Origin of the sequence: Gordonia sp. PvP123 (assembly GCF_040547295.1) — a bacterium.
Classification (GTDB): Bacteria; Actinomycetota; Actinomycetes; order Mycobacteriales; family Mycobacteriaceae; genus Gordonia; species Gordonia terrae.
Genome location: NZ_JBEPPN010000004.1, coordinates 327,584 through 346,226, shown reverse-complemented (window position 1 = coordinate 346,226; position 18,643 = coordinate 327,584). Strand labels below are relative to the sequence as shown.

General features: G+C 65.2%; 13 protein-coding genes. 4 read left to right on the top strand and 9 right to left on the bottom strand.

Annotated features, from left to right (window positions below; translation table 11 throughout):
• Positions 1–309 precede the first annotated feature (309 nt).
• On the top strand, positions 310–1,110 hold the full coding sequence (locus ABIC25_RS09410) for a DUF427 domain-containing protein (RefSeq protein WP_354561126.1): 801 nt from the start codon (positions 310–312) through the stop codon (positions 1,108–1,110).
• Here the strand turns inward: ABIC25_RS09410 and ABIC25_RS09405 are convergent.
• The gene (locus ABIC25_RS09405; RefSeq protein WP_354561125.1) at positions 1,076–2,326 is read right to left on the bottom strand and encodes a cytochrome P450; all 1,251 of its coding nucleotides are present in this window, start codon (positions 2,324–2,326) and stop codon (positions 1,076–1,078) included. The two genes, ABIC25_RS09410 and ABIC25_RS09405, sit on opposite strands and share 35 nt — an antisense overlap.
• A 140-nt stretch (positions 2,327–2,466) precedes the next feature.
• Here ABIC25_RS09405 and ABIC25_RS09400 point away from each other — a divergent pair, with 140 nt between their 5' ends.
• Entirely contained in the window at positions 2,467–4,362 is a 1,896-nt protein-coding gene (locus ABIC25_RS09400; RefSeq protein ID WP_354561123.1) for a glycoside hydrolase family 15 protein, read from the top strand.
• A 12-nt stretch (positions 4,363–4,374) separates the two neighbouring features.
• Here ABIC25_RS09400 and ABIC25_RS09395 read toward each other — a convergent pair whose 3' ends face one another.
• The 3 genes from ABIC25_RS09395 to ABIC25_RS09385 form a co-directional block, all read right to left on the bottom strand.
• Complete coding sequence (locus tag ABIC25_RS09395) at positions 4,375–5,817, bottom strand: glucose-6-phosphate dehydrogenase (protein ID WP_354561121.1); 1,443 nt, start codon at positions 5,815–5,817, stop codon at positions 4,375–4,377.
• Positions 5,818–6,313: 496 nt separating this feature from the next.
• Entirely contained in the window at positions 6,314–7,423 is a 1,110-nt protein-coding gene (locus tag ABIC25_RS09390) for a hypothetical protein (protein WP_354561120.1), read from the bottom strand.
• Positions 7,424–7,721: 298 nt separating this feature from the next.
• Positions 7,722–9,026 carry a hypothetical protein gene (locus ABIC25_RS09385; protein ID WP_354561118.1) on the bottom strand — a complete coding sequence of 435 codons (1,305 nt, stop codon included), beginning with the start codon at positions 9,024–9,026 and terminating at the stop codon, positions 7,722–7,724.
• A gap of 754 nt (positions 9,027–9,780) precedes the next feature.
• Here ABIC25_RS09385 and clpB point away from each other — a divergent pair.
• The gene (clpB, locus tag ABIC25_RS09380; protein ID WP_354561117.1) at positions 9,781–12,333 is read left to right on the top strand and encodes an ATP-dependent chaperone ClpB; all 2,553 of its coding nucleotides are present in this window, start codon (positions 9,781–9,783) and stop codon (positions 12,331–12,333) included.
• A gap of 92 nt (positions 12,334–12,425) precedes the next feature.
• Here the strand turns inward: clpB and ABIC25_RS09375 are convergent, their stop codons facing one another.
• The 5 genes from ABIC25_RS09375 to ABIC25_RS09355 all read right to left on the bottom strand — a co-directional run bounded on the left by ABIC25_RS09375 (position 12,426) and on the right by ABIC25_RS09355 (position 17,857).
• Positions 12,426–14,081, bottom strand: coding sequence for an HNH endonuclease signature motif containing protein (locus ABIC25_RS09375; protein WP_354561115.1), 1,656 nt, complete (start codon positions 14,079–14,081; stop codon positions 12,426–12,428).
• 154 nt (positions 14,082–14,235) lie between these two features.
• Positions 14,236–15,111: a vWA domain-containing protein gene (locus tag ABIC25_RS09370; protein ID WP_354561113.1), complete on the bottom strand. Its 876-nt coding sequence runs from the start codon at positions 15,109–15,111 to the stop codon at positions 14,236–14,238.
• 105 nt (positions 15,112–15,216) lie between these two features.
• A complete protein-coding gene (locus ABIC25_RS09365; RefSeq protein WP_354561112.1) occupies positions 15,217–16,149 on the bottom strand; it encodes an AAA family ATPase in 933 nt (310 codons plus the stop codon).
• Between the two features lie 14 nt (positions 16,150–16,163).
• Complete coding sequence (locus ABIC25_RS09360; RefSeq protein WP_354561110.1) at positions 16,164–17,018, bottom strand: mycofactocin-coupled SDR family oxidoreductase; 855 nt, start codon at positions 17,016–17,018, stop codon at positions 16,164–16,166.
• 11 nt (positions 17,019–17,029) lie between these two features.
• Positions 17,030–17,857: a mycofactocin-coupled SDR family oxidoreductase gene (locus tag ABIC25_RS09355; RefSeq protein ID WP_004021919.1), complete on the bottom strand. Its 828-nt coding sequence runs from the start codon at positions 17,855–17,857 to the stop codon at positions 17,030–17,032.
• Between the two features lie 131 nt (positions 17,858–17,988).
• Here ABIC25_RS09355 and ABIC25_RS09350 point away from each other — a divergent pair, with 131 nt between their 5' ends.
• On the top strand, positions 17,989–18,612 hold the full coding sequence (locus ABIC25_RS09350; RefSeq protein WP_239401630.1) for an acyl-CoA-like ligand-binding transcription factor: 624 nt from the start codon (positions 17,989–17,991) through the stop codon (positions 18,610–18,612).
• The last annotated feature ends 31 nt before the right edge of the window (positions 18,613–18,643 follow it).

The following is an 18,643-nucleotide window of genomic DNA, read 5'->3' as shown; positions in this document are numbered from 1 at the left end:
GAGTGCTGGTGCTCACCAGATTTCCGCCCACGACGGACGGTCGGAGACGTCGATCGTGGCCGAGGCTTCGGTCCAGCGATGGTGCGCCCGTCTGTCCTCGCCCATGACGTCGGACCGTACCGGGGCGAGGCGGGTCCGAAATTCTCGTCCAGCTGACGATGACCGAAGGGCATAGTAGTGCCCTTCCACGGAGCTGAGGTGGACGAATTCTTCGCTGCCTCGCCGAACGGTCGCTTGGGCACCACCGGCGAACTGCCGGGAACCCGATGCGGCCTGGCGCGTGCCGCGTGATCGGAGGACCATCGGACCATGGCCACGTCGATGGATGAACTCACGATGTCCCAACTCGGTTCGCTGCGCTGGGCCGACATGCGCAGGCGGGTGCGCGCGATGGTCGACGGGCAGGTCGTCGTCGATTCGGCATCGGCCATCCAGGTGTGGGAACCCTACCGGGTGGTCGGATGCTATGCGGTACCGACTGCCGATGTCGTTGCGCCGCTCGGTGATCCGCAGGTGGTCGACGCCGTCGCCGAGCATGCGCCGATCCTGACACCCGACGACCCGTTCGCGATTCACACGGCACCCGGTACGGTTTACGACCTGCAGGCCGACGGACGAACGCTGCGCGGCGCCGGGTTCCGCCCGCGGGATCCGGACCTCGCCGGCCACGTTCTCCTGGACTGGTCGGCGTTCGACGAGTGGCGCGAAGAGGACCAGACGGCGATCGGTCACCCGCACGATCCGTTCCAGCGCATCGATTGCCTTGCCACCAGCAGACACGTGGTGGTGACGGTGGGTGACACGGTCCTGGCGGAGAGCCGCCGCCCGACCCTGCTGCTCGAAACCCATCTGCCGCCGCGCCACTACCTTCCGCGCGAGGATGTCCGGGTGGACCTTCTCGTGCCGTCGGACACCGTGACGGTGTGCGCGTACAAGGGCCAGGCGACCTACTGGTCGGCGGTCGTCGGCGACCATGTGGTGTCCGACGTCGCGTGGACGTACACCGACCCGCTGACCGATGCCGAGCCCGTGCGCGACCTCATCTGCTTCTACGACGAACGGGTCTCGGTCGCCGTCAGCGCAGCGAGTACCGGATCGGAAGGTGTTTGAGTCCTCCCACGAAGACGGTCGCGGCGAGTTCGGGTGTTCCGGCGAGCTCGATGGAATCGAGCCTCGGGATCAGTTCGGCGAAGAAACTCCTCACCTCCATCCGCGCGAGCGCCGCGCCCAGACAGAAGTGGACGCCGTACCCGAACGACAGGTGTTTGTTGGGGAAGCGGCCGACGTCGAAGGTGTGCGGATCGTCGAAGACCTCCTCGTCCCGGTTGCCCGACGTGTAAGCGAGATAGACGGATTCACCCTTCGCGATCGGTACACCGCGGACCGAGGTGTCCGCGGCGGCGGTGCGCATGAACTCCTTGACCGGCGTGGTCCACCGGATCATCTCCTCGACCGCGGTGCCGATGAGCTCGGGTTCGCGGCGGAGACGGTCGAGCTCGGCGGGGTTCTCGATCAGCGCCCGGAGCCCGCCGGAGATGGCGTCCTTGGTGGTGTCGTGGCCCGCACTCGCCACGATCACGTAGTACGACGCGGTGTCGACGTCGGACAGGGGCTCCCCGTCGATGAGGCCGTTGGCGATGGCCGAGGCCAGGTCCTCGGTGGGGTGAGCGCGTCGGGACGCGGTCAGCTCGTTGAAGTAGGCGAAGAAGTCCAGAAGCGTCGCCATCCGCTCCTCGAGTGTTGCCCCTCGACGGTATTCGACGTCGTCCGCGCCGAACAGTTCCTGCGTGAGCTGATGCATTCGGGGGAAGTCCGCTTCGGGCAGGCCCAGCAGCGAGAGGATCACATACAGCGGGAAACCGACCGCGACCTCCTCGACGAAGTCGCATTCCGGTCCGATGTCGCGCATCCGGTCGACGTAGCGCTTGGCGAGCTCGTCGACGCGGGTCTGCAGGTCGCGCAGGGCCTTCGGCCGGAACCAATCGGCGCCGATCGCGCGGACCTTGCGGTGGTGCGGATCGTCCATGTGGATCAGGGTGCGCAGGCCCGCACCGGATTCCAGCTGCGCCCGTGCGACATCGTCGGCGGCGGCGGTGGTCAGCACGGGCCGCGGTTCACTCAGCCACAGGGTGTTGTCGCGCTCGATGTCCATGATGTCGGCGTGCTTGGTGATGGCGAAGAACGGTCGGTAGGGGCCGTGGTCGACGCGCGGTACCGGATTGTGTGCCCGCAGATATGCCATCGCCGCGTACAGGCGCGGCTCGTCGGTGTAGGCCTTGGCGTCGGCGAAGATGGTGGCGGCGTCGTCTGCCGTGCTCGTGCTCACGTCGCTTGTCGTCAACGGGTGCGTCCTTCGGTCGAGGGTGATTCTGGATCCGAGTGTCCGATATCGGGGTGTTCCAGTTGGCCGGAATCGCGAACCCGATCGAATGTGCCCCGGCCCATCCGGAAGGGGCCAGGCGACGAATGGCCGCCATGAGCACCGCGACCGAATCCGGCGAGGACGCGAATCCGACTTCCCGATGCGACGGCGCCACGACGGCTGACTCCGCGAGCGACTACCTGCCGATCGCCGATCACGGTGTGATCGGTGACCTGCGGACCGCAGCCGTCGTGGGAGTCGACGGGCGCATCGACTGGTTCTGCTGTCCGCGATTCGACTCGCCGAGCGTGTTCGGCTCGTTGCTCGATGCCCGACGAGGCGGCGCCTGGACGGTGGAACCGGTGGACGGCGACGTCACCACGCGCCAGTTCTATCTGCCCGACTCCAACGTGCTCGTCACCCGCTACCTGAGCGAGGACGGCGTCGCCGAGGTGCAGGACCTGATGCCGATCGCGAGACCACACGACCCCGACCACCGGACGCGGATCATCCGTCGGATCTCGTGTGTCCGGGGTTCCGTCCGGTTCCGCGTGACGATCGCGCCGCGGTTCGACTACGGCCGTGAGGCACACAAGCTGGTCGTCGAGGACGGGCGTCGGGTTCGCTTCGAGACCGACGGCCTGGTGCTGCATCTCGTCTCGACGGCCGATGTCGACACGATCGACGACCGGGACGCGCAGGCCGACTTCACCGTCGAAACCGGCGAGTGCGTCACGTTCGTCCTCGCGCCCGACCCCGTCGACGACGAGCTTCTCGACCACGACAGTTCGCCCGCCGTCGTCGCCGCGACGGTCGCCTTCTGGCAGGACTGGGTGTCGAGGTCGTCGTACACCGGTCGGTGGCGGGAGATGGTGCATCGGTCGGCGCTCACACTCAAACTGCTGACGCACGAACCGTCCGGGGCAGTGGTTTCGGCGGTGACCGCCGCGCTTCCCGAGGAGATCGGTGGCGAACGGAACTGGGACTACCGCTACGTGTGGATCCGCGATGCGGCGTTCACGCTGTATGCCTTGCTCCGGTTAGGGTTCACCGACGAGGCCGGCGCGTTCATGGACTGGCTGACCTGCCGGTTCGACGACGGTGCCGACGAGTCGGGAGATCTGGGGCCGCTGCGATTGATGTACACCCTCGACGGGGATCCACCACCGAAGGAGACCGAACTCGACCACTGGGAGGGCTACCGGCAAACCTCCCCGGTGTTGATCGGAAACGCCGCCGCCGATCAACTCCAGCTCGACATCTACGGTGAGCTCATCGACTCGGTGTACCTCTACAACAAATACGGACCGGGGATCTCGTACGGGGCCTGGACCCATCTGTGCACGGTGGCCGGGTGGCTCGTCGACAACTGGGACCGTCCGGACCAGAGCATCTGGGAGGTGCGCAGCAAGCCGCAGGACTACGTCTACTCGCGAGTGATGTCGTGGGTGGCCCTCGAGCGGATGATCCGGATGAGCCGGCAGCGCGGACTACCCGGCGACATCGCCGGCTGGATGAAGGCGCGCGACGACATCTTCGTGCAGATCATGGAGCGCGGCTGGAACGACGAGGTGGGGGCGTTCGTCCAGACCCTCGACTCCGACCGTCTGGATGCGGCGCTGCTGCTGATCCCCGCCGTGAAGTTGCTGTCACCCACCGACGAGCGCTTCGTCCGCACCCTCGAGCGGATCGAGGAAGAGCTCGTGAGCGACTCCCTGGTGTTCCGGTACGACACAGACGGCGGGCACGACGGCCTCGACGGGGCCGAGGGGACGTTCTCGCTCTGCTCGTTCTGGTACGTCGAAGCGCTCACCCGGACCGGCCGGCTCGGCGACGCCCGGCTGGCGTTGGAGAAGATGTTCACCCACGCCAATCACCTGGGTCTCTACGCCGAGCAGGTCGGTCTCACCGGCGAACAACTCGGGAACATGCCGCAGGCGTTCACCCACCTCGCCCTCATCAGCGCGGCCATCAATCTCGATCGGCGCCTCGGCGAGTAGAGCCGGCGCGCCTCAGATCCAGCCGGACCCGCCGCACAGGTCGTCGGCGGCCGCGGGGCCGGTCGATCCGGCCGCATACGGTTGCGGAGCAGGCGGATTGTCCAGCACCGGCGCGGCCACCTCCCACACGTGGGCGAGGCCGTCGGGCCGGGTGAACAGCGATCGGTCACCGCGCAGCACGTCGACGATGAGTCGCGCGTACGGCGACAGGCCGTCGGCCACCTCGTCGAGCTGTTCGGTCATGTGCGCGACGGAGAGGTCCGTGCCCGACCCCGGTTCCTTGACCGTGACGGCCAGATCGATGGCACCGTCACCGGCCAGGTCGAAGGTCAGCACGGTGCCGTCCTCCCGGGTATCGGTCAGCGGACCGTCAGTGGGGGCGCGGAACACGAGGCTGAGTCGTTGCGAGCTGTGGTCGAGCATCTTGCCGGTCCGGAGCAGGAACGGGACGCCGTGCCAGCGGTCGGTGTCGACCCACAGGCGGACTGCCGCAAACGTCTCGGTGGTGGAATCGTCCGGAATCCCCTCGGTGTCGCGATACCCCTCGTACTGGCCGTAGACCACTTCGGCGGGGTCGAGCGGACGGAAGGCCGCGATGACCGACTCCCGCGCGTCGAGCAGGTCGTCGGCGCCGAGCGACGCCGGAGGTTCCATGGCGACCTCTGCCGCCACCTGGAACAGGTGCGTGACGATCATGTCCAGGAAGGCCCCGGTGGCGTCATAGAACGCGGCGCGGTCGGCGATGTCGAGGGTCTCCGGGACGTCGATCTGGACCTCGGCCACGTGCTCGCGGTTCCACACCCCGGCGAACAGTCCGTTGGCGAAGCGCAGGACGTGCAGGTTCTGGGTGCTCTCCTTCCCGAGGAAGTGGTCGATCCGGTAGATCTGCTTTTCGTCGAGGGATTCGTGCACCGCTTCGTCGAGTGCCCGGAATCCGTCGGGAGACGTCCCGAACGGCTTCTCGTAGACGACCCGCGAACCCTTCGCGAGACCATGCGCGGCAATGGCTTTCGTGTAGTCGACGAAAGTGGTCGGCGGGAGGGCGAGGTAGTGGACCAGCTGAGCGGTGTCCCCGACGGCGTTGCGGGCGGCGTCGATCACCTCCAGCAGACGGCCGGGGTCGTCCGCGGTGAACCCGCCGCCGGCGAACCGGATGGTCTCGGCGAACGATGTCCACTCGTCCGACGAGCCCGACCCGTCCGCGCCGAACTCCTCGATCGCATCCTTGACGTGCTGTCGGAACTCGTCGTCGGTGCGGTCGCCCCGCCCGTTGCCGATCAGCTGCCACCCGTCGGGGAGCAGGTCTCGGCGGTGGAGCTCGTACAGCGATGGCAGGACCATCCGCCTGGCGAGGTCGCCGGTCGACCCGAAGAGGATGAAGATCACTGCCGTGTCCTCATCCGCATCGGTGTCGGACGTTGTCGCGTTCTTTTGTGCGGAGCTGTCTGCGGTCATGCACCAATAGTGCCCATCGAAGACGCCGTAGTTCGGATACCCGGAGAGCGCGTCGTCGAAGTATGGGCCGGCGCACGGTCGGCGACTGTCGAAGCGGGCAGTTCCGGGCCGAAGAAGGAGACTGCCCGCTCGGTGGTGACAATTACGTGTCGCCCGCCGACTCGGCGAACTCATCTCGACGTAGATGGAGTGGATGGCCTGCCACGGTAGCGACTTTACAAATCGGCGAACAATGCCACGACGTCAATTGACTATTCGCTTGGTTCGAAGCCACGCATCGGACGCCTGAGGGGGCGGAAAGACCGCGATCGCGAATGAACTTGCATGCGAACATGCTTTGGCTCGATTTGGGATGAGCAGTAGGCGAGCGAGTTGGCATTGTCAGCTCGACCCACCCGGCGATCTCCGTTCCGTCCGACGACGCCCAATTCGTCGACGTCCGCAACCGTTGGCTATGCGCACCGTTTGCAAGGTCCCAACGCGGGGGTGTCGGAAGTCAGTTCTTCGTGCTGTCGTACGTACCACGCAGAAGAGCACGTCCCGCAGCGAGGCTTGCGTGAATCATCGGTGCGGTGATCGGAATGCTCCCTTCTCCACGTCGCTGCACGATGCTGATGAACGTACCTTCGGCTCGGCTGTCGGATCTGATTGCGCCGTGCACCAGGAACGGCTTAAGCTCCTCACCCTGCGGTGGTATGTCGATCAGAATCAAAGACCGTTCGCCGTCAGCCGGCACAAGGTCGACCCTCAGTCCAAGGGGCGGCGGATACAGGTGGTGGTCGAGAACTTGCCTGTACCTTACGTGGCGGCCGGCAGTCGCTGGGACGCCGCCAACTCTTGTAATGACCTCGCCACCTGGCACCTTCTTCGCCTTGGCCCCGATCACGACGAGCCCTCCGTCCTCGCCGTTGCAGAATCGGGCCACGGCTTGCGCTAGCGAGATCTTCCCATCGAGAGTTGTGAGGTCGTACTCCTGTGATTTTGCGTCGAGCCAGTTTCCCTCCGGCTGACCGACGAGTAGATGAGCTGCGCCACCGCGGACGAGATTCGCGACGGTCTGCCGCGTGATGGCCGATCCTGCGAATGCGTCGCACAGTTGCATCGCGTCCTCGGCGACCGAATACAGATCGGCCAGGGTCCGGCCACGCAACGGCGTCTCGATAGTGATCGTGAGGAACAGGACTTGCGGGTCACTAAAGCGGTCATCCGGTTCGACGACTCGTAGGCTGGACCGTGATGCGGCGAGAAGTGGAGGTAGCAACCGGCGGACAGCCGAGGTTGCTGTGTCCTCGTTCCCGTCTATCGGCCACTGCACCTGCTGGGAGAAGGTCGTGTTCAACTTCCTGCCGTCCCACTCAAAGCTGATGGGGGAGTACGGCCCGTAGTCGAGATCGACGTACCCTATGGGGACCAGTGAAACGGTTGCAGCTGCAGTCTGGACGCCGTAGAACTTCGATTCCGTAGCGAGTTCGCGCCGAAGGTCAGAAGCCGCAATTTTCCCGAGTTCATCCTCGGTGAGCACGATTTCCCCGTCACTGGAAGTGCCCCGTCTCACTCCGAGTACGGTCCATTCCTCCGCCAAGCGGGAGAACTTGAGAGATTTCACGATGTTGACCATAGCGATGCGCCCCGGTGTCGGGCGTCTGCTGGAACGTCCTACCTGGCATCGCTGCGTAAACCTTCGGCGCTCAGCTCGCATCTGAGCTTGCCACCTCACCTCGCGCGCTTCGGAAGTCGGCTCATGACCAGACGGCGATTTTGGGAGATTCCGTCTAAAGTCTGCCGGGCAAATAGACCAGTCCCAGTTACATCGCGTTCTTATCGCTCACAGTTGCTCGGCTGTCGAGATCGGCCGCACCGTGCGAGTCCGCGGGCGTATTCCCACCACACCAAAGAAATTCCTGTCAGCTTGGGACTGCTTCATCTGGAAAGTCTGGTGGGCTTTGCAGGGTGGAGACCAACTGCTCGGCGAACTCTCGGAGAGGTCCCCAGACGGTGGGATCGAGATGGCCGCCGCCCTCAGCCTCAGCCAGGAGAGTTCGAATTCGGGTCTGTACGACATCCTTGTCACTGGTGGGCAGGGATGCTTGCCATGGACCGTTCTTGCCGACTTGTGATGACCAGACAGCGCGAATAAGTTCACCGGCGTCATCTCGAAGGGTTGAGGTGCCGAAGTAGAACTCCAGCGAGGCTCCACGCCCATTGATGTCGGCGTTCGAGAGACCAGTCGGACCCAAAGTTGGAAACTCGCGGAGATAATCGAGGTTCGGAAGTGTCAGACAGTGGTAGTAGTCGGGAATCAAACCCTGTTGGCCAGCATCTATTAATCGTTGTTGTGCCACATTTCCTGCAGCGTCATTATCAAAGATCGCAATGACAGGATTTCGTATCCCGGCTGCCGCAAACGCCCTAACGGCTTTAGATACCTGGTCAGTGCCCCCGGCGGTTTTGGAGCCCTCCATGTCCCAGAACCGGAAATAAGGAGCGAGGTCCGGAATCAGCAAATTTAGGACCCGGGGTAAGATGTTCGCGTCGAACTTTCCTTCGCAGACCACTATGATTGGCAATGACTCGGGGGCCGACAAATCGCCTGTTGCGTTTGGGAAAGCGGAACCCCGCCAGGGATCTACCAATCCGGACGATAGTAAATCGTCCAGGATCAGGACGCATTCGTCATTACCGTCAAACTCAGATAATATCGCTGCGAGCAGGAAGTTGTAGTCTTTCGACTCGTGAGCTTCCGTATACTCCCAATCGAGAAAATCTTCGACGTCAGGTTCTAAAGTGGCGCCGACCCGCTTGTAAGCAATGCATTGAGCAAGGGCGTAGTTCACGAACTCGAGGTGGGACAAGTTCTTGGTTACACCGTCCACCGAGAAAGGGCCATGAGTCTTATTGGGTTCGTCTGATCCCAGGACGGATGCCATCGTGTGCCTGCTGGAGAACGGCGTGAAGCCTAGAAAGCGCAGTCTTTCCAGTAGAGAAGCGACTCTTGTTGAATAAGCAAATCGCGGAGAACTGGCGGATTCGATGTACGCCCATTCGTCATCAGTAAGAGTGTCGTCGTCTTTCTCGAGGATGGTTGCGAATTGTTGGTCAAGAACCTTTTCGTGCTCGAAGAATAATTTCAGCAAAGACTCTGGTAAGAAATTCTTTCCCCAAATTACATCTCGCGTGCCATTTACTTTGAGGGACCACTTGTCGCTCACTGTATCAGCCCCTGTGAGGCAGCGTCGGCAATTGGCGGTGCCGTTCTAGGTGCTCAAGGGTTGCACTGATCTGATCGATCGTCGCCGATGCTTCAGTTCGAACGAGGGATTCTAGGGTTAGTCTCGTGGCCACCGTGAAGCACTCCGTCCGGCGCCACTCGCGCAGTTCGCCACGCTCTCGGCGAGGCATATTAACGTCCAGATATCTCGACATTATGTGGTTAGTAATCCACTTTCACTGCACGATAAGTCTCTGCTGATGTTTCCGCCGCTGTCCCGTACGCTGTATGGAATCCTATCGCAACCCTAGCTGCGAGGCCCGGCGCCACGCGCGGAGCACTGCCGGGTGGTCTTGACCGTCGTCGACCATTGCCGGGGTGCCCGTTCGGGGACTTCCAGTCGGAAGCGCTCGGCGTACTTTTGCTGGAGGGCAGATATCGAGCCGAGCTTTCTGGGCGGCGCCCGTCGCGTTGGCGTGGGTTGCGATACCGCGACGACGCGAAGCGCCTTGGCGATGGTGGCGAACTGTACGTCGCCACCCTCGAGGCTCCTTGCGTCAGGTTGCCGCTTCCTGGCCGTAGTCATCGTTCCCGTTTGATCGTCGAGATGGAGCTCGCGGCATTCTGTGGCCACTGGAGCGATCGAGATCACACAGCGTGGAAACCTGAGTGGAATACGCTCAAGTCTGTTGGCGTTGTAGACCGCGTATGGCTCATACTTGAGCCTGTTGGACTAAAGAGAAAGGTGCACGCGAGTGGACAGCTTCACCCCCACCACCAAGACGCAGCAAGCATTGAGCGCTGCTGTGCAGGCGGCGGCCAGTGCTGGAAACCCCGACGTGCGACCGGCCCACATCCTGGTGGCACTGCTCGATCAGTCCGACGGCATCGCGTCGCCACTGCTGAAGGCAGTGGGCGTGGACCCGTCGAGCGTTCGTGCGCAGGCCCAGGGATTGGTCGATCGCATGCCGACGGTGTCTGGCGCCAGCTCGACGCCTCAACTATCCCGCGAATCGATTGCGGCCATCACCGCAGCCCAGCAGCTGGCCGGTGAACTCGACGACGAGTACGTCTCGACTGAGCACGTCGTCGTCGGTCTGGCGACCGGTGATTCCGATGTCGCCAAATTGCTGCACAACCTCGGTGCGACTCCGCAGGCTCTGCGCGAGGCATTCGTCGCCGTGCGCGGCAGTGCGCGGGTCACCTCCGAGGATCCCGAATCGACCTACCAGGCTCTCGAAAAGTACTCGACCGATCTGACCGCGGCCGCCCGCGAGGGCAAGCTCGACCCGGTCATCGGTCGCGACACCGAGATCCGGCGCGTCGTACAGGTGCTCAGCCGACGGACCAAGAACAACCCGGTCCTCATCGGTGAGCCCGGTGTCGGCAAGACCGCCATCGTCGAAGGCCTCGCCCAGCGCATCGTCGCCGGCGACGTGCCGGAGTCGTTGCGCAACAAGACCGTCATCTCCCTCGACATGGGATCGATGGTCGCCGGCGCGAAGTACCGAGGCGAGTTCGAGGAGCGCCTGAAGGCCGTGCTCGACGAGATCAAGGGGTCGGCCGGACAGGTCATCACCTTCATCGACGAGCTGCACACGATCGTGGGTGCCGGTGCGACAGGCGATTCCGCGATGGACGCCGGCAACATGATCAAGCCGATGCTCGCCCGCGGTGAGCTGCGCCTGGTCGGTGCCACGACCCTCGAGGAGTACCGCAAGTACATCGAGAAGGACGCCGCACTCGAGCGTCGATTCCAGCAGGTGTACGTCGGTGAGCCGTCGGTCGAAGATGCCATCGGCATCCTCCGCGGCCTCAAGGACCGGTACGAGGTGCACCACGGTGTGCGCATCACCGACTCCGCACTGGTCGCTGCCGCAACGCTGTCCGACCGGTACATCACCTCGCGCTTCCTGCCCGACAAGGCCATCGACCTCGTCGACGAGGCCGCGTCGCGGTTGCGGATGGAGATCGACTCGCGCCCCGTCGAGATCGACGAGGTCGAGCGGATCGTCCGCCGTCTCGAGGTCGAGGAGGTCGCCTTGGAGAAGGAGACCGACGCGGCGTCGAAGGAGCGGCTCGAGAAGCTGCGCGCCGAGCTGGCCGACCAGAAGGAGAAGCTCAACGAGCTCTCCGCCCGGTGGCAGTCGGAGAAGACCGCGATCGACGCGGTCCGCGACCTCAAGGAGGAGCTGGAACGGCTTCGCGGCGAGGCGGATCGGGCCGAGCGCGACGGTGACCTCGGACGGGCTGCCGAGCTGCGGTACGGCACGATCCCCGGACTGGAGAAGGAACTCGAGGCCGCGATCGAGAAGACCGGCACCGATCCTTCGCAGGACGTGATGTTGCAGGAGGAGGTCGGACCCGACGATGTGGCCCAGGTCGTGTCGGCGTGGACCGGAATCCCGGCCGGACGCATGCTCGAGGGCGAGACCGCCAAGCTGCTGCGCATGGAAGAGGAACTGGGACACCGGGTCATCGGCCAGAAGGACGCGGTGCAGGCGGTGTCCGACGCGGTGCGTCGTGCCCGCGCAGGCGTCGCCGACCCGAACCGGCCGCTCGGTTCCTTCATGTTCCTCGGCCCCACCGGTGTCGGCAAGACCGAGCTCGCCAAGGCGCTCGCCGAGTTCCTGTTCGACGACGAGCGGGCGATGGTCCGCATCGACATGAGTGAGTACGGCGAGAAGCACAGCGTCGCACGGCTCGTCGGTGCCCCGCCCGGTTACGTCGGGTACGAGGCCGGCGGCCAGCTGACCGAGGCGGTGCGGCGTCGTCCGTACACGGTGGTCCTGTTCGACGAGATCGAGAAGGCCCACCCGGACGTCTTCGACGTACTGCTGCAGGTGCTGGACGAAGGCCGACTGACCGACGGCCAGGGCCGGACGGTGGACTTCCGCAACACCATCCTGATCCTCACCTCGAACCTCGGTGCGGGTGGCGACAAGGACCAGGTGATGATGGCGGTGCGGTCGGCGTTCAAGCCGGAGTTCATCAACCGTCTCGACGATGTGGTGATCTTCGATGCCCTGAGCCCGGAGGAACTGGTGTCGATCGTCGACATCCAGCTCGGCCAGCTCAAGAAGCGCCTCGCGCAGCGTCGCCTCGACCTCGAGGTGTCGCTCAAGGCCAAGGAGTGGCTGGGCGCACGTGGATTCGACCCGCTGTACGGTGCGCGCCCACTGCGCCGGTTGGTGCAGCAGGCCATCGGTGACCAGCTCGCCAAGCAACTGCTCGCCGGAGACATCCGCGACGGTGACGTGGTGCCGGTCAACGTCAGTGCCGACGGAGAGTCGTTGGTACTCGGCTGATCTCAGCTCGTCACAGTTCATCGCGAGACAGAGTCCATCGCAAGACAGGGGACCCATCCTTCGGGATGGGTCCCTTTGTCGTTGTGCATGGTTCAAAGGGTGGCGAGGAGCTCCATGAGGTGTGCTTCGACGAGAGAGGGCCGGGGTGAGGGTGGTCCGGGTCGGGGTGGTCGGACGTCGATGACGTGGCTGATTGTCAGCCATGATTGGCGTGCTTGATCGTCGGGCCCCCTGCTCCCTGAGGAGCGCCCGGAGCTTGCGGAGGGCGCGTCACGAAGGGTGGTCGGTCCGTGGATCTCGGTGCGCACGGTGTTCAGATGTTCTGCGAACCGCCGGGGTATGTCGGGTCGGCGGTTGATGTGTTCGGGGTTGGGGGGTGCGCCGGGTTCGGTGTTGAGTCGCCAGATGCAGCGGCCTTCGTCGGGTCCGGACCGTTCGATTCGGGTGGTGTACTGGCCGGGCTGGTCGCCGACCATGCGGTTGTGGCGGGGGCAGGCCGGTGCGAGGTCGTCGATGTCGGTGAGACCGCCCTTGGCCCAGTCCTTGTGGGCGTGATGGAGTTCGACCTGGGTGGCGGGTTGATCGCAGCCGGGTGCGGAACAGACTTCACCGTCGGGGCGGGCGAAGGAGACGAGGCGTTGTTCGCGGGTTGCCAAACGTTTCCCGCGCCCGAAGTACAGCGGCACCGCGGTGGCGTCTTTGAAGATCGCGAGCCACGGTTGCATGTCGCCGGCCATCGCGATCAGGTCGGGGATGGGGAGCAGGGTGCCGGTGGCGGTGGTGGCGAGCCCGGCTTCACGAATCAGATCATTGAGGTCGGCTTTGATGATCAGATGGGCGGGCAGGCCGCGGTGCGACGTTCCGAGAATCCCGTCGGCGAAGCCGGCGGCCAGTGCGGCGTCGAGCGCGTCGTGATTCGTCTGGGCGAGGGTGCGGCCGTCACGATCGGCTGCGAGCGCGAGGGCGTCGGGGTCGGCGGTGCCGGCGGGTCCGGACGGTGAGGCGGGGTCGTCGGGGTTGTTGAGTCCGGGTTTGCCCCAGACGGCGAACATCATCGTCAGTCGGGCATTCAGTTCAGGACTGAGGGTGCCGGAGATGGTGGCGGTGCCGTCGGCGCGTTGCCGCCCGATCCACACGCCGCGGCGTCGTTTCTGGTCGGTGTCGTCGGACAGGGTGCCGTCCGGGTCGAGATGGGCCAACAAGCGCGCGCCCAATTGGGTGATGTCGGCGGGGGTGTGGGCTTCGGCGATCTCGGCCATCTGCCGTTCCGCAGCGACTTTCAGGTCGTGGTCGACAGCGTTCGGGATGCGGTCGAGGACGTCGAGGGCGGCTTGGACGTGTGCGGTGCCGACGGCGCCTCGCGCGAATGCCTCAGCCAGGCAAGGGTGTTCGGGCTCCAAGATTTCACCGCCGAGGCTGGTGCGGGTGGCGGTGGCGTCCATCTGCTTACGCCGCCGCAGCGGGTTCGAGACCCGCAGTCGATGGGTCATGAACTGCATGAGCGTGCGGCAGCCGGTCTTGCGGGGGAGGTCGCGGGCCTCGACTTGATCGATCTGCCGGTCACCGGCAACGGTCAGTCGTGCGATGGCACGTTCGGTCTCGGCTGCCACGTCAGTCAACTCGGTATCGGTGCACGGCGACAGGTCCACAGTCTGCAATTTGTCGAGAATCGCATGCAGCTCGGCCACCAGCTCGACCGCACCAGGGGACGGCACGCCGGTGCCATCGTGTCGTTGGGTATCTGTCATGACGGTCACCTCCCCCGAGAACCGTTGATGCGAATGTGCTTTCGAGTGTACACGACCTGGGTCGTCTGGCAACACCGAAAGTGTTGGTGTGCAACGGAACTGAGTGATCAAATTCTGTCGGTGCCGTGTGGTAGGGGCGGTTGCCCGCCACCGCCTAGGCGAAGATCGCCTGGAGGGCGGGCACCACGTCGTGGTGGTCCCGGATCGGCCGGCACCGGCCCCGGCCGATGAGCGCCAGGTCTTGTGCGAGTTCGGCGTCGTGTTCACCGGAGATGTCGAGCAGCACGTCGACGCGGGGTAACCGACCGGCCGCGTCCCGGGGGTCGGGTCCGGCGTTGTGGACGCAGTCGCTCAACAGGATCACGCGAGCGTCGGCCGAAGGTGCGTCGGCCAACTGTTCGAGGGCGGTCTGCAGCGGGAAGGCCACGTTGGTCAGGCCCTGTGCGGGCAGTGCGAGGAGTTCGTCGACGAGTTGTTCGGTGGTGACCGGTCGGCCGAGAGGGACGATGAGCGCGGCGTCGGACCAGAAGGCGATGACGGCGAGGTCGTCGCGACCGAGTTCACCGGCGAGTGCGCCGGCTGTCGCGGCCGCGGTGCGGACCTGCTCGCCGCGGGCGGAGCCGGACACGTCGACTGCCAGCACGATGGAGCGTCGGCGCCGGACGCGCTCGCGCACGCGGATGTCGTCGTCCTCGGGAATCGGGTTGCCGATGAGTGCCTCGAGGGTCGCGTCGAGATCGAGCTCATCGGAGCCACCCCGCCAACGCTGGCTCGTGAGTACACCGTTGGCGCTGCGGCGTGCGTTCCGTGTCTCCACGGGACGTGCGAGTCGGAGTCGTCTGGCGAGTCCGATCGCCCGCTCTCGCGCGACCGGGTCGGTCTGTGCTGCAGAGGAATCGTCGTCACGGGTACCTGCGTCATCGGTGACCGCGACGACCGCACCCGAGGTCCCGCGGGGCACGTCCCGGGCACGTCCACGTCGACCGATCGGGGCGACGGCGCCGCCGCGGCCTGCGGGCTCGAACAACACCGGGCTTTCCGACAGCTGTTTGGGTCTGCGCCGCAGTGGCTTCCGTCGACGGGGTTGAGTGCTGACCGAATCGCGCCGGAGCGGTGAATCGGCGTCGACCGCTCTTCAACCCGGGTCGGCCGCCGCCGGCGCCAGTAGGAAGTGGTTCTGCCAGATCTCGCCGAGCACCTGTTCGGCGGTGGTGAACGCGACGTCGTCGAGATGGATCCGCCCGGACAGGGCAACCTGCATGGCGTCGAGGAAGGTGGCGGTGTACGCCGACGGCAGGTCGCGTGGCGGTTCGACCGCGTCGTCGACCGGGACGGCGATGCCGCGCATCTCGCACAGCTGGTGCGCGAGGAGTGCGGTGTCGATCGCTCCGCGTACGCTGCTGCCCTGACGGACGGCGTCGTGTCGACGGGTGTCGCGGGTGACGGCGACGGCATCCGCGACCACTCTCGCCGACGACAATTCTGTCCTGCGCGAGACGATCTCGCGCTCCGCCGCGTCGTCCTGATAGTCGACGACCAGCCGGCACATGCGATCGTAGACCGAGGTCGACAGGCGCGTGGTGCCGACATTGTCGAAGGGATTCATCGACGCCACGATGCGAAAACTTGGCTGGGCGGCGATGGTGCCGACGCGCGGGACGATGATGGTCCGCTCGGCCATCGCGGTGAGCAGAGTGTCGATGGTGTCCTCCGGCGCGCGGTTGAACTCCTCGACATAGAGGAACCCGCCGGCGCGCATGGCCTCGATGAGCGGGCCGTCGACGAAGTTGTCGGGGGAGTAGTCCTCGCGCAAGACCCGCGCCGGGTTGTGGTGCCCCACCAGGCGTCCGGGAGTCAGGTCGGCATTGCCCTCCACCAGGACGAGTGGGATGCCCCAGTCGGCGGTGATCGAGCGCAGCAGTGTGCTCTTGGATGTTCCCGGTGGGCCTTCCAGGATCAGGTCCCGGCCTGCGGCCACCGCGGCCAGGACGAGGTCGAGTTCGCGATCGCGGCCGACGACCTCGGCGGCGATCCGTGCCCGGATCGCCGCGAGGCCATGTGTCTCCATCGGCCGAAGTGAGGTCACCTGACCGGTTCCTGGTTGACCCCGGTGAGGAGAAGGTGACCGGCATCCACCGGGATGGTCACGCCCGTGACAGAAGCTGCCAGGTCCGAGTTCAGATACAGGGCGGTGTTCGCGATCACCTCGGGTGGCATGAACGAGTGCCCCTTGAGTGCGTGGAAGTGATATCCGCCCTCGATCAGGTCGTCGGGGGTGCCGCCCTCGTGGCCGGCGAACATGTCCCACGCGCCCTGCTGATCGGTCATCGGAGTACGGATCGCGCCCGGATTGATGGAGTTGCAGCGAATTCCGTGCGGCGCGAGCTCCAGCGCGATGTTCTTCATCAGCCCGATCACGCCATGTTTCGTGGCCACGTAGTGCGCGTAGTTCATGCCGGGTTCGAGTCCGTTCACCGACGAGGTGATGACGATCGATCCGCTCTGTCGCTCGATCATGTGCGGTGCAACGGCTTTGGCAGACCTCCACACCCCGGTGAGGTTGACATCCATCATGTCCGACCACATCTGTTCGGACATCTCCCAGAACGGGGCGCGGGTCCAGATGCCGGCGTTGGCGATCAGGACGTCGATCTTGCCGAACTCGGTGATCCCCGCGGCCACCGCGTCGTCGAGTTGCGTCTGATCGCGGACGTCGGCGTCGAAGGTCAGAGCCCGCCGGTCGAGCGCTTCGACCTGGCGCACGGTTTCGGTCATGTCATCGGCTGTGGCCAGCGGATATTCGACGGAGTCGAGCTGCCGGGTGATGTCGAGCAGGATGACGTCCGCGCCCTCGCGGGCGGAGGTGAGCGCGTGCGCGCGACCCTGGCCGCGGGCTCCGCCGGTGATCAGTACGGTCTTGCCGTCGAGAAGTCCCATGTCGATGCCCTCTACAGTCGTCCGCCGGCGTCGACGACGTGGGTGGTCCCGGTGACATAGCGACCGTCGTCGGAGACGAGGTAGAGGACCGCGTTCGAGATGTCGACCGGTTCAACCATCGACACCGGCAGCCTGTTCAATTCTCGGGCGGCTTCCTCGAAATCGGCCCGGGTGGGTTGCTCGATGTCGGGACGGAAGAGTTTGTAGGTGGCGTCGTTGAGGATCATCTCGGTCGCCACCGTGGTCGGGTGCACCGTGTTCACGCGAATACTCTGCGGCGCCAACTCTTTCGCGAGGACCTGCATCATGCCGATCAGTCCTGCCTTGGCCGCGGAGTAGTGCGCGATGTTCTCGTTGGCCCACATCGCGGCGAGTGAACTGGTCAGGACGATCGAGCCGCCGCGCCCACCGGCGACGATGTGTGGTGCCGCCGCGCGAACGGTCTTCCACACTCCGGTCAGGTTGATGTCGATCATGGTCTGCCACATGGTCTCGTCCATCTCGAGAGTGGGCGCCATGGTGCTGATACCGGCGTTGGCGAGGACGATGTCGATGCGGCCGAGCTGTGCCACCCCGTCGTCGGCGGCCTGCTTCAGCGCGGACAGGTCACGCACGTCGGCCTCGGTGGCGATGATCCGGCGGTCGAGTGCCTCCACCTCGCGCACGGTCTCCTCGAGGTCCCCCGGGCGGGCGGTGTCGTAGGGGACGGTCTCGACCTGCTGGGAGACATCGACCGCGATGATGTCCGCGCCCTCCTGGGCCAGGCGTATCGCGTGACTGCGTCCCTGACCGCGTGCGGCTCCGGTGATGAAGGCGACCTTGCCCTCGAGTTTGCCCATGGTGATCCCTTCGACACGACGTGCGACGAGTGATGCACGTCTCATCGGTGACGATATGTCACAGCGTGCCATAACGGTGCCGAAACCGACTTTTCCGGTGTCAGGCGTCCGCGGCAGGCGGGGGTGACACGATGGCGGGCATGGAAACCGCACGGTCTGAGGAGGTGCGCGTCGACCGGGGCGGCCGTCCCGCCACGACCAGCGCGCATGAGCTCGCCGCACGAGCACAGGAATTGTTCCTCGAGCGCGGCTTCGAGAAGACGAGTGTGGGCGACATCGCCGATGCGGCGGGAGTCAGCCGCCGGACCTTCTTTCGCTACTTTCCGACGAAGGCCGACGTGGTGTGGGTCGAGTCGGCGGCCGAACTCGATCACTTCCGCCGGCTCGTCGCAGCGGCGTCCACCGACACGCCACCCCACCTGACGGTGACCGAAGCGTTCATCACGGCGATCGATCACGGACGAGCCGAAGAGCGGTGGGCGCGTCATCGGGCGCAACTCATTCTCACCGTGCCCGCAGTGCAGGCGCAGGCGAATGTCGTCTATCGGCAGTGGCGGACGGTCATCGCCGACCACGTCCGGACGCGTGCCGCCGGTCGTGGCGACGACGCGTACCCGACCGCGGTGGCGTACGCGGTCATCGCCGGATCATCTGCTGCACACGAGATGTGGCTCCGACGAGACGATCTCGAGCTCGGGCACTGTCTTCGGCGCATGTTCGACCTCATGGTGCCGGGGCCGCCGTCCGGCAGCTGACTCGGACGAGTCCGTCGAGCCGCCTCGCGTC

Excerpts from the sequence above, each read along its gene's own strand:
- ABIC25_RS09355 (WP_004021919.1), bottom strand. The coding sequence starts at position 17,857 with ATGGGCAAACTCGAGGGCAAGGTCGCCTTCATCACCGGAGCCGCACGC.
- ABIC25_RS09365 (WP_354561112.1), bottom strand. The coding sequence starts at position 16,149 with ATGGAGACACATGGCCTCGCGGCGATCCGGGCACGGATCGCCGCCGAG.
- ABIC25_RS09395 (WP_354561121.1), bottom strand. The coding sequence starts at position 5,817 with ATGACCGCAGACAGCTCCGCACAAAAGAACGCGACAACGTCCGACACC.
- ABIC25_RS09410 (WP_354561126.1), top strand. The coding sequence starts at position 310 with ATGGCCACGTCGATGGATGAACTCACGATGTCCCAACTCGGTTCGCTG.
- ABIC25_RS09350 (WP_239401630.1), top strand. The coding sequence starts at position 17,989 with ATGGCGGGCATGGAAACCGCACGGTCTGAGGAGGTGCGCGTCGACCGG.
- ABIC25_RS09375 (WP_354561115.1), bottom strand. The coding sequence starts at position 14,081 with ATGACAGATACCCAACGACACGATGGCACCGGCGTGCCGTCCCCTGGT.
- ABIC25_RS09360 (WP_354561110.1), bottom strand. The coding sequence starts at position 17,018 with ATGGGACTTCTCGACGGCAAGACCGTACTGATCACCGGCGGAGCCCGC.
- ABIC25_RS09400 (WP_354561123.1), top strand. The coding sequence starts at position 2,467 with ATGGCCGCCATGAGCACCGCGACCGAATCCGGCGAGGACGCGAATCCG.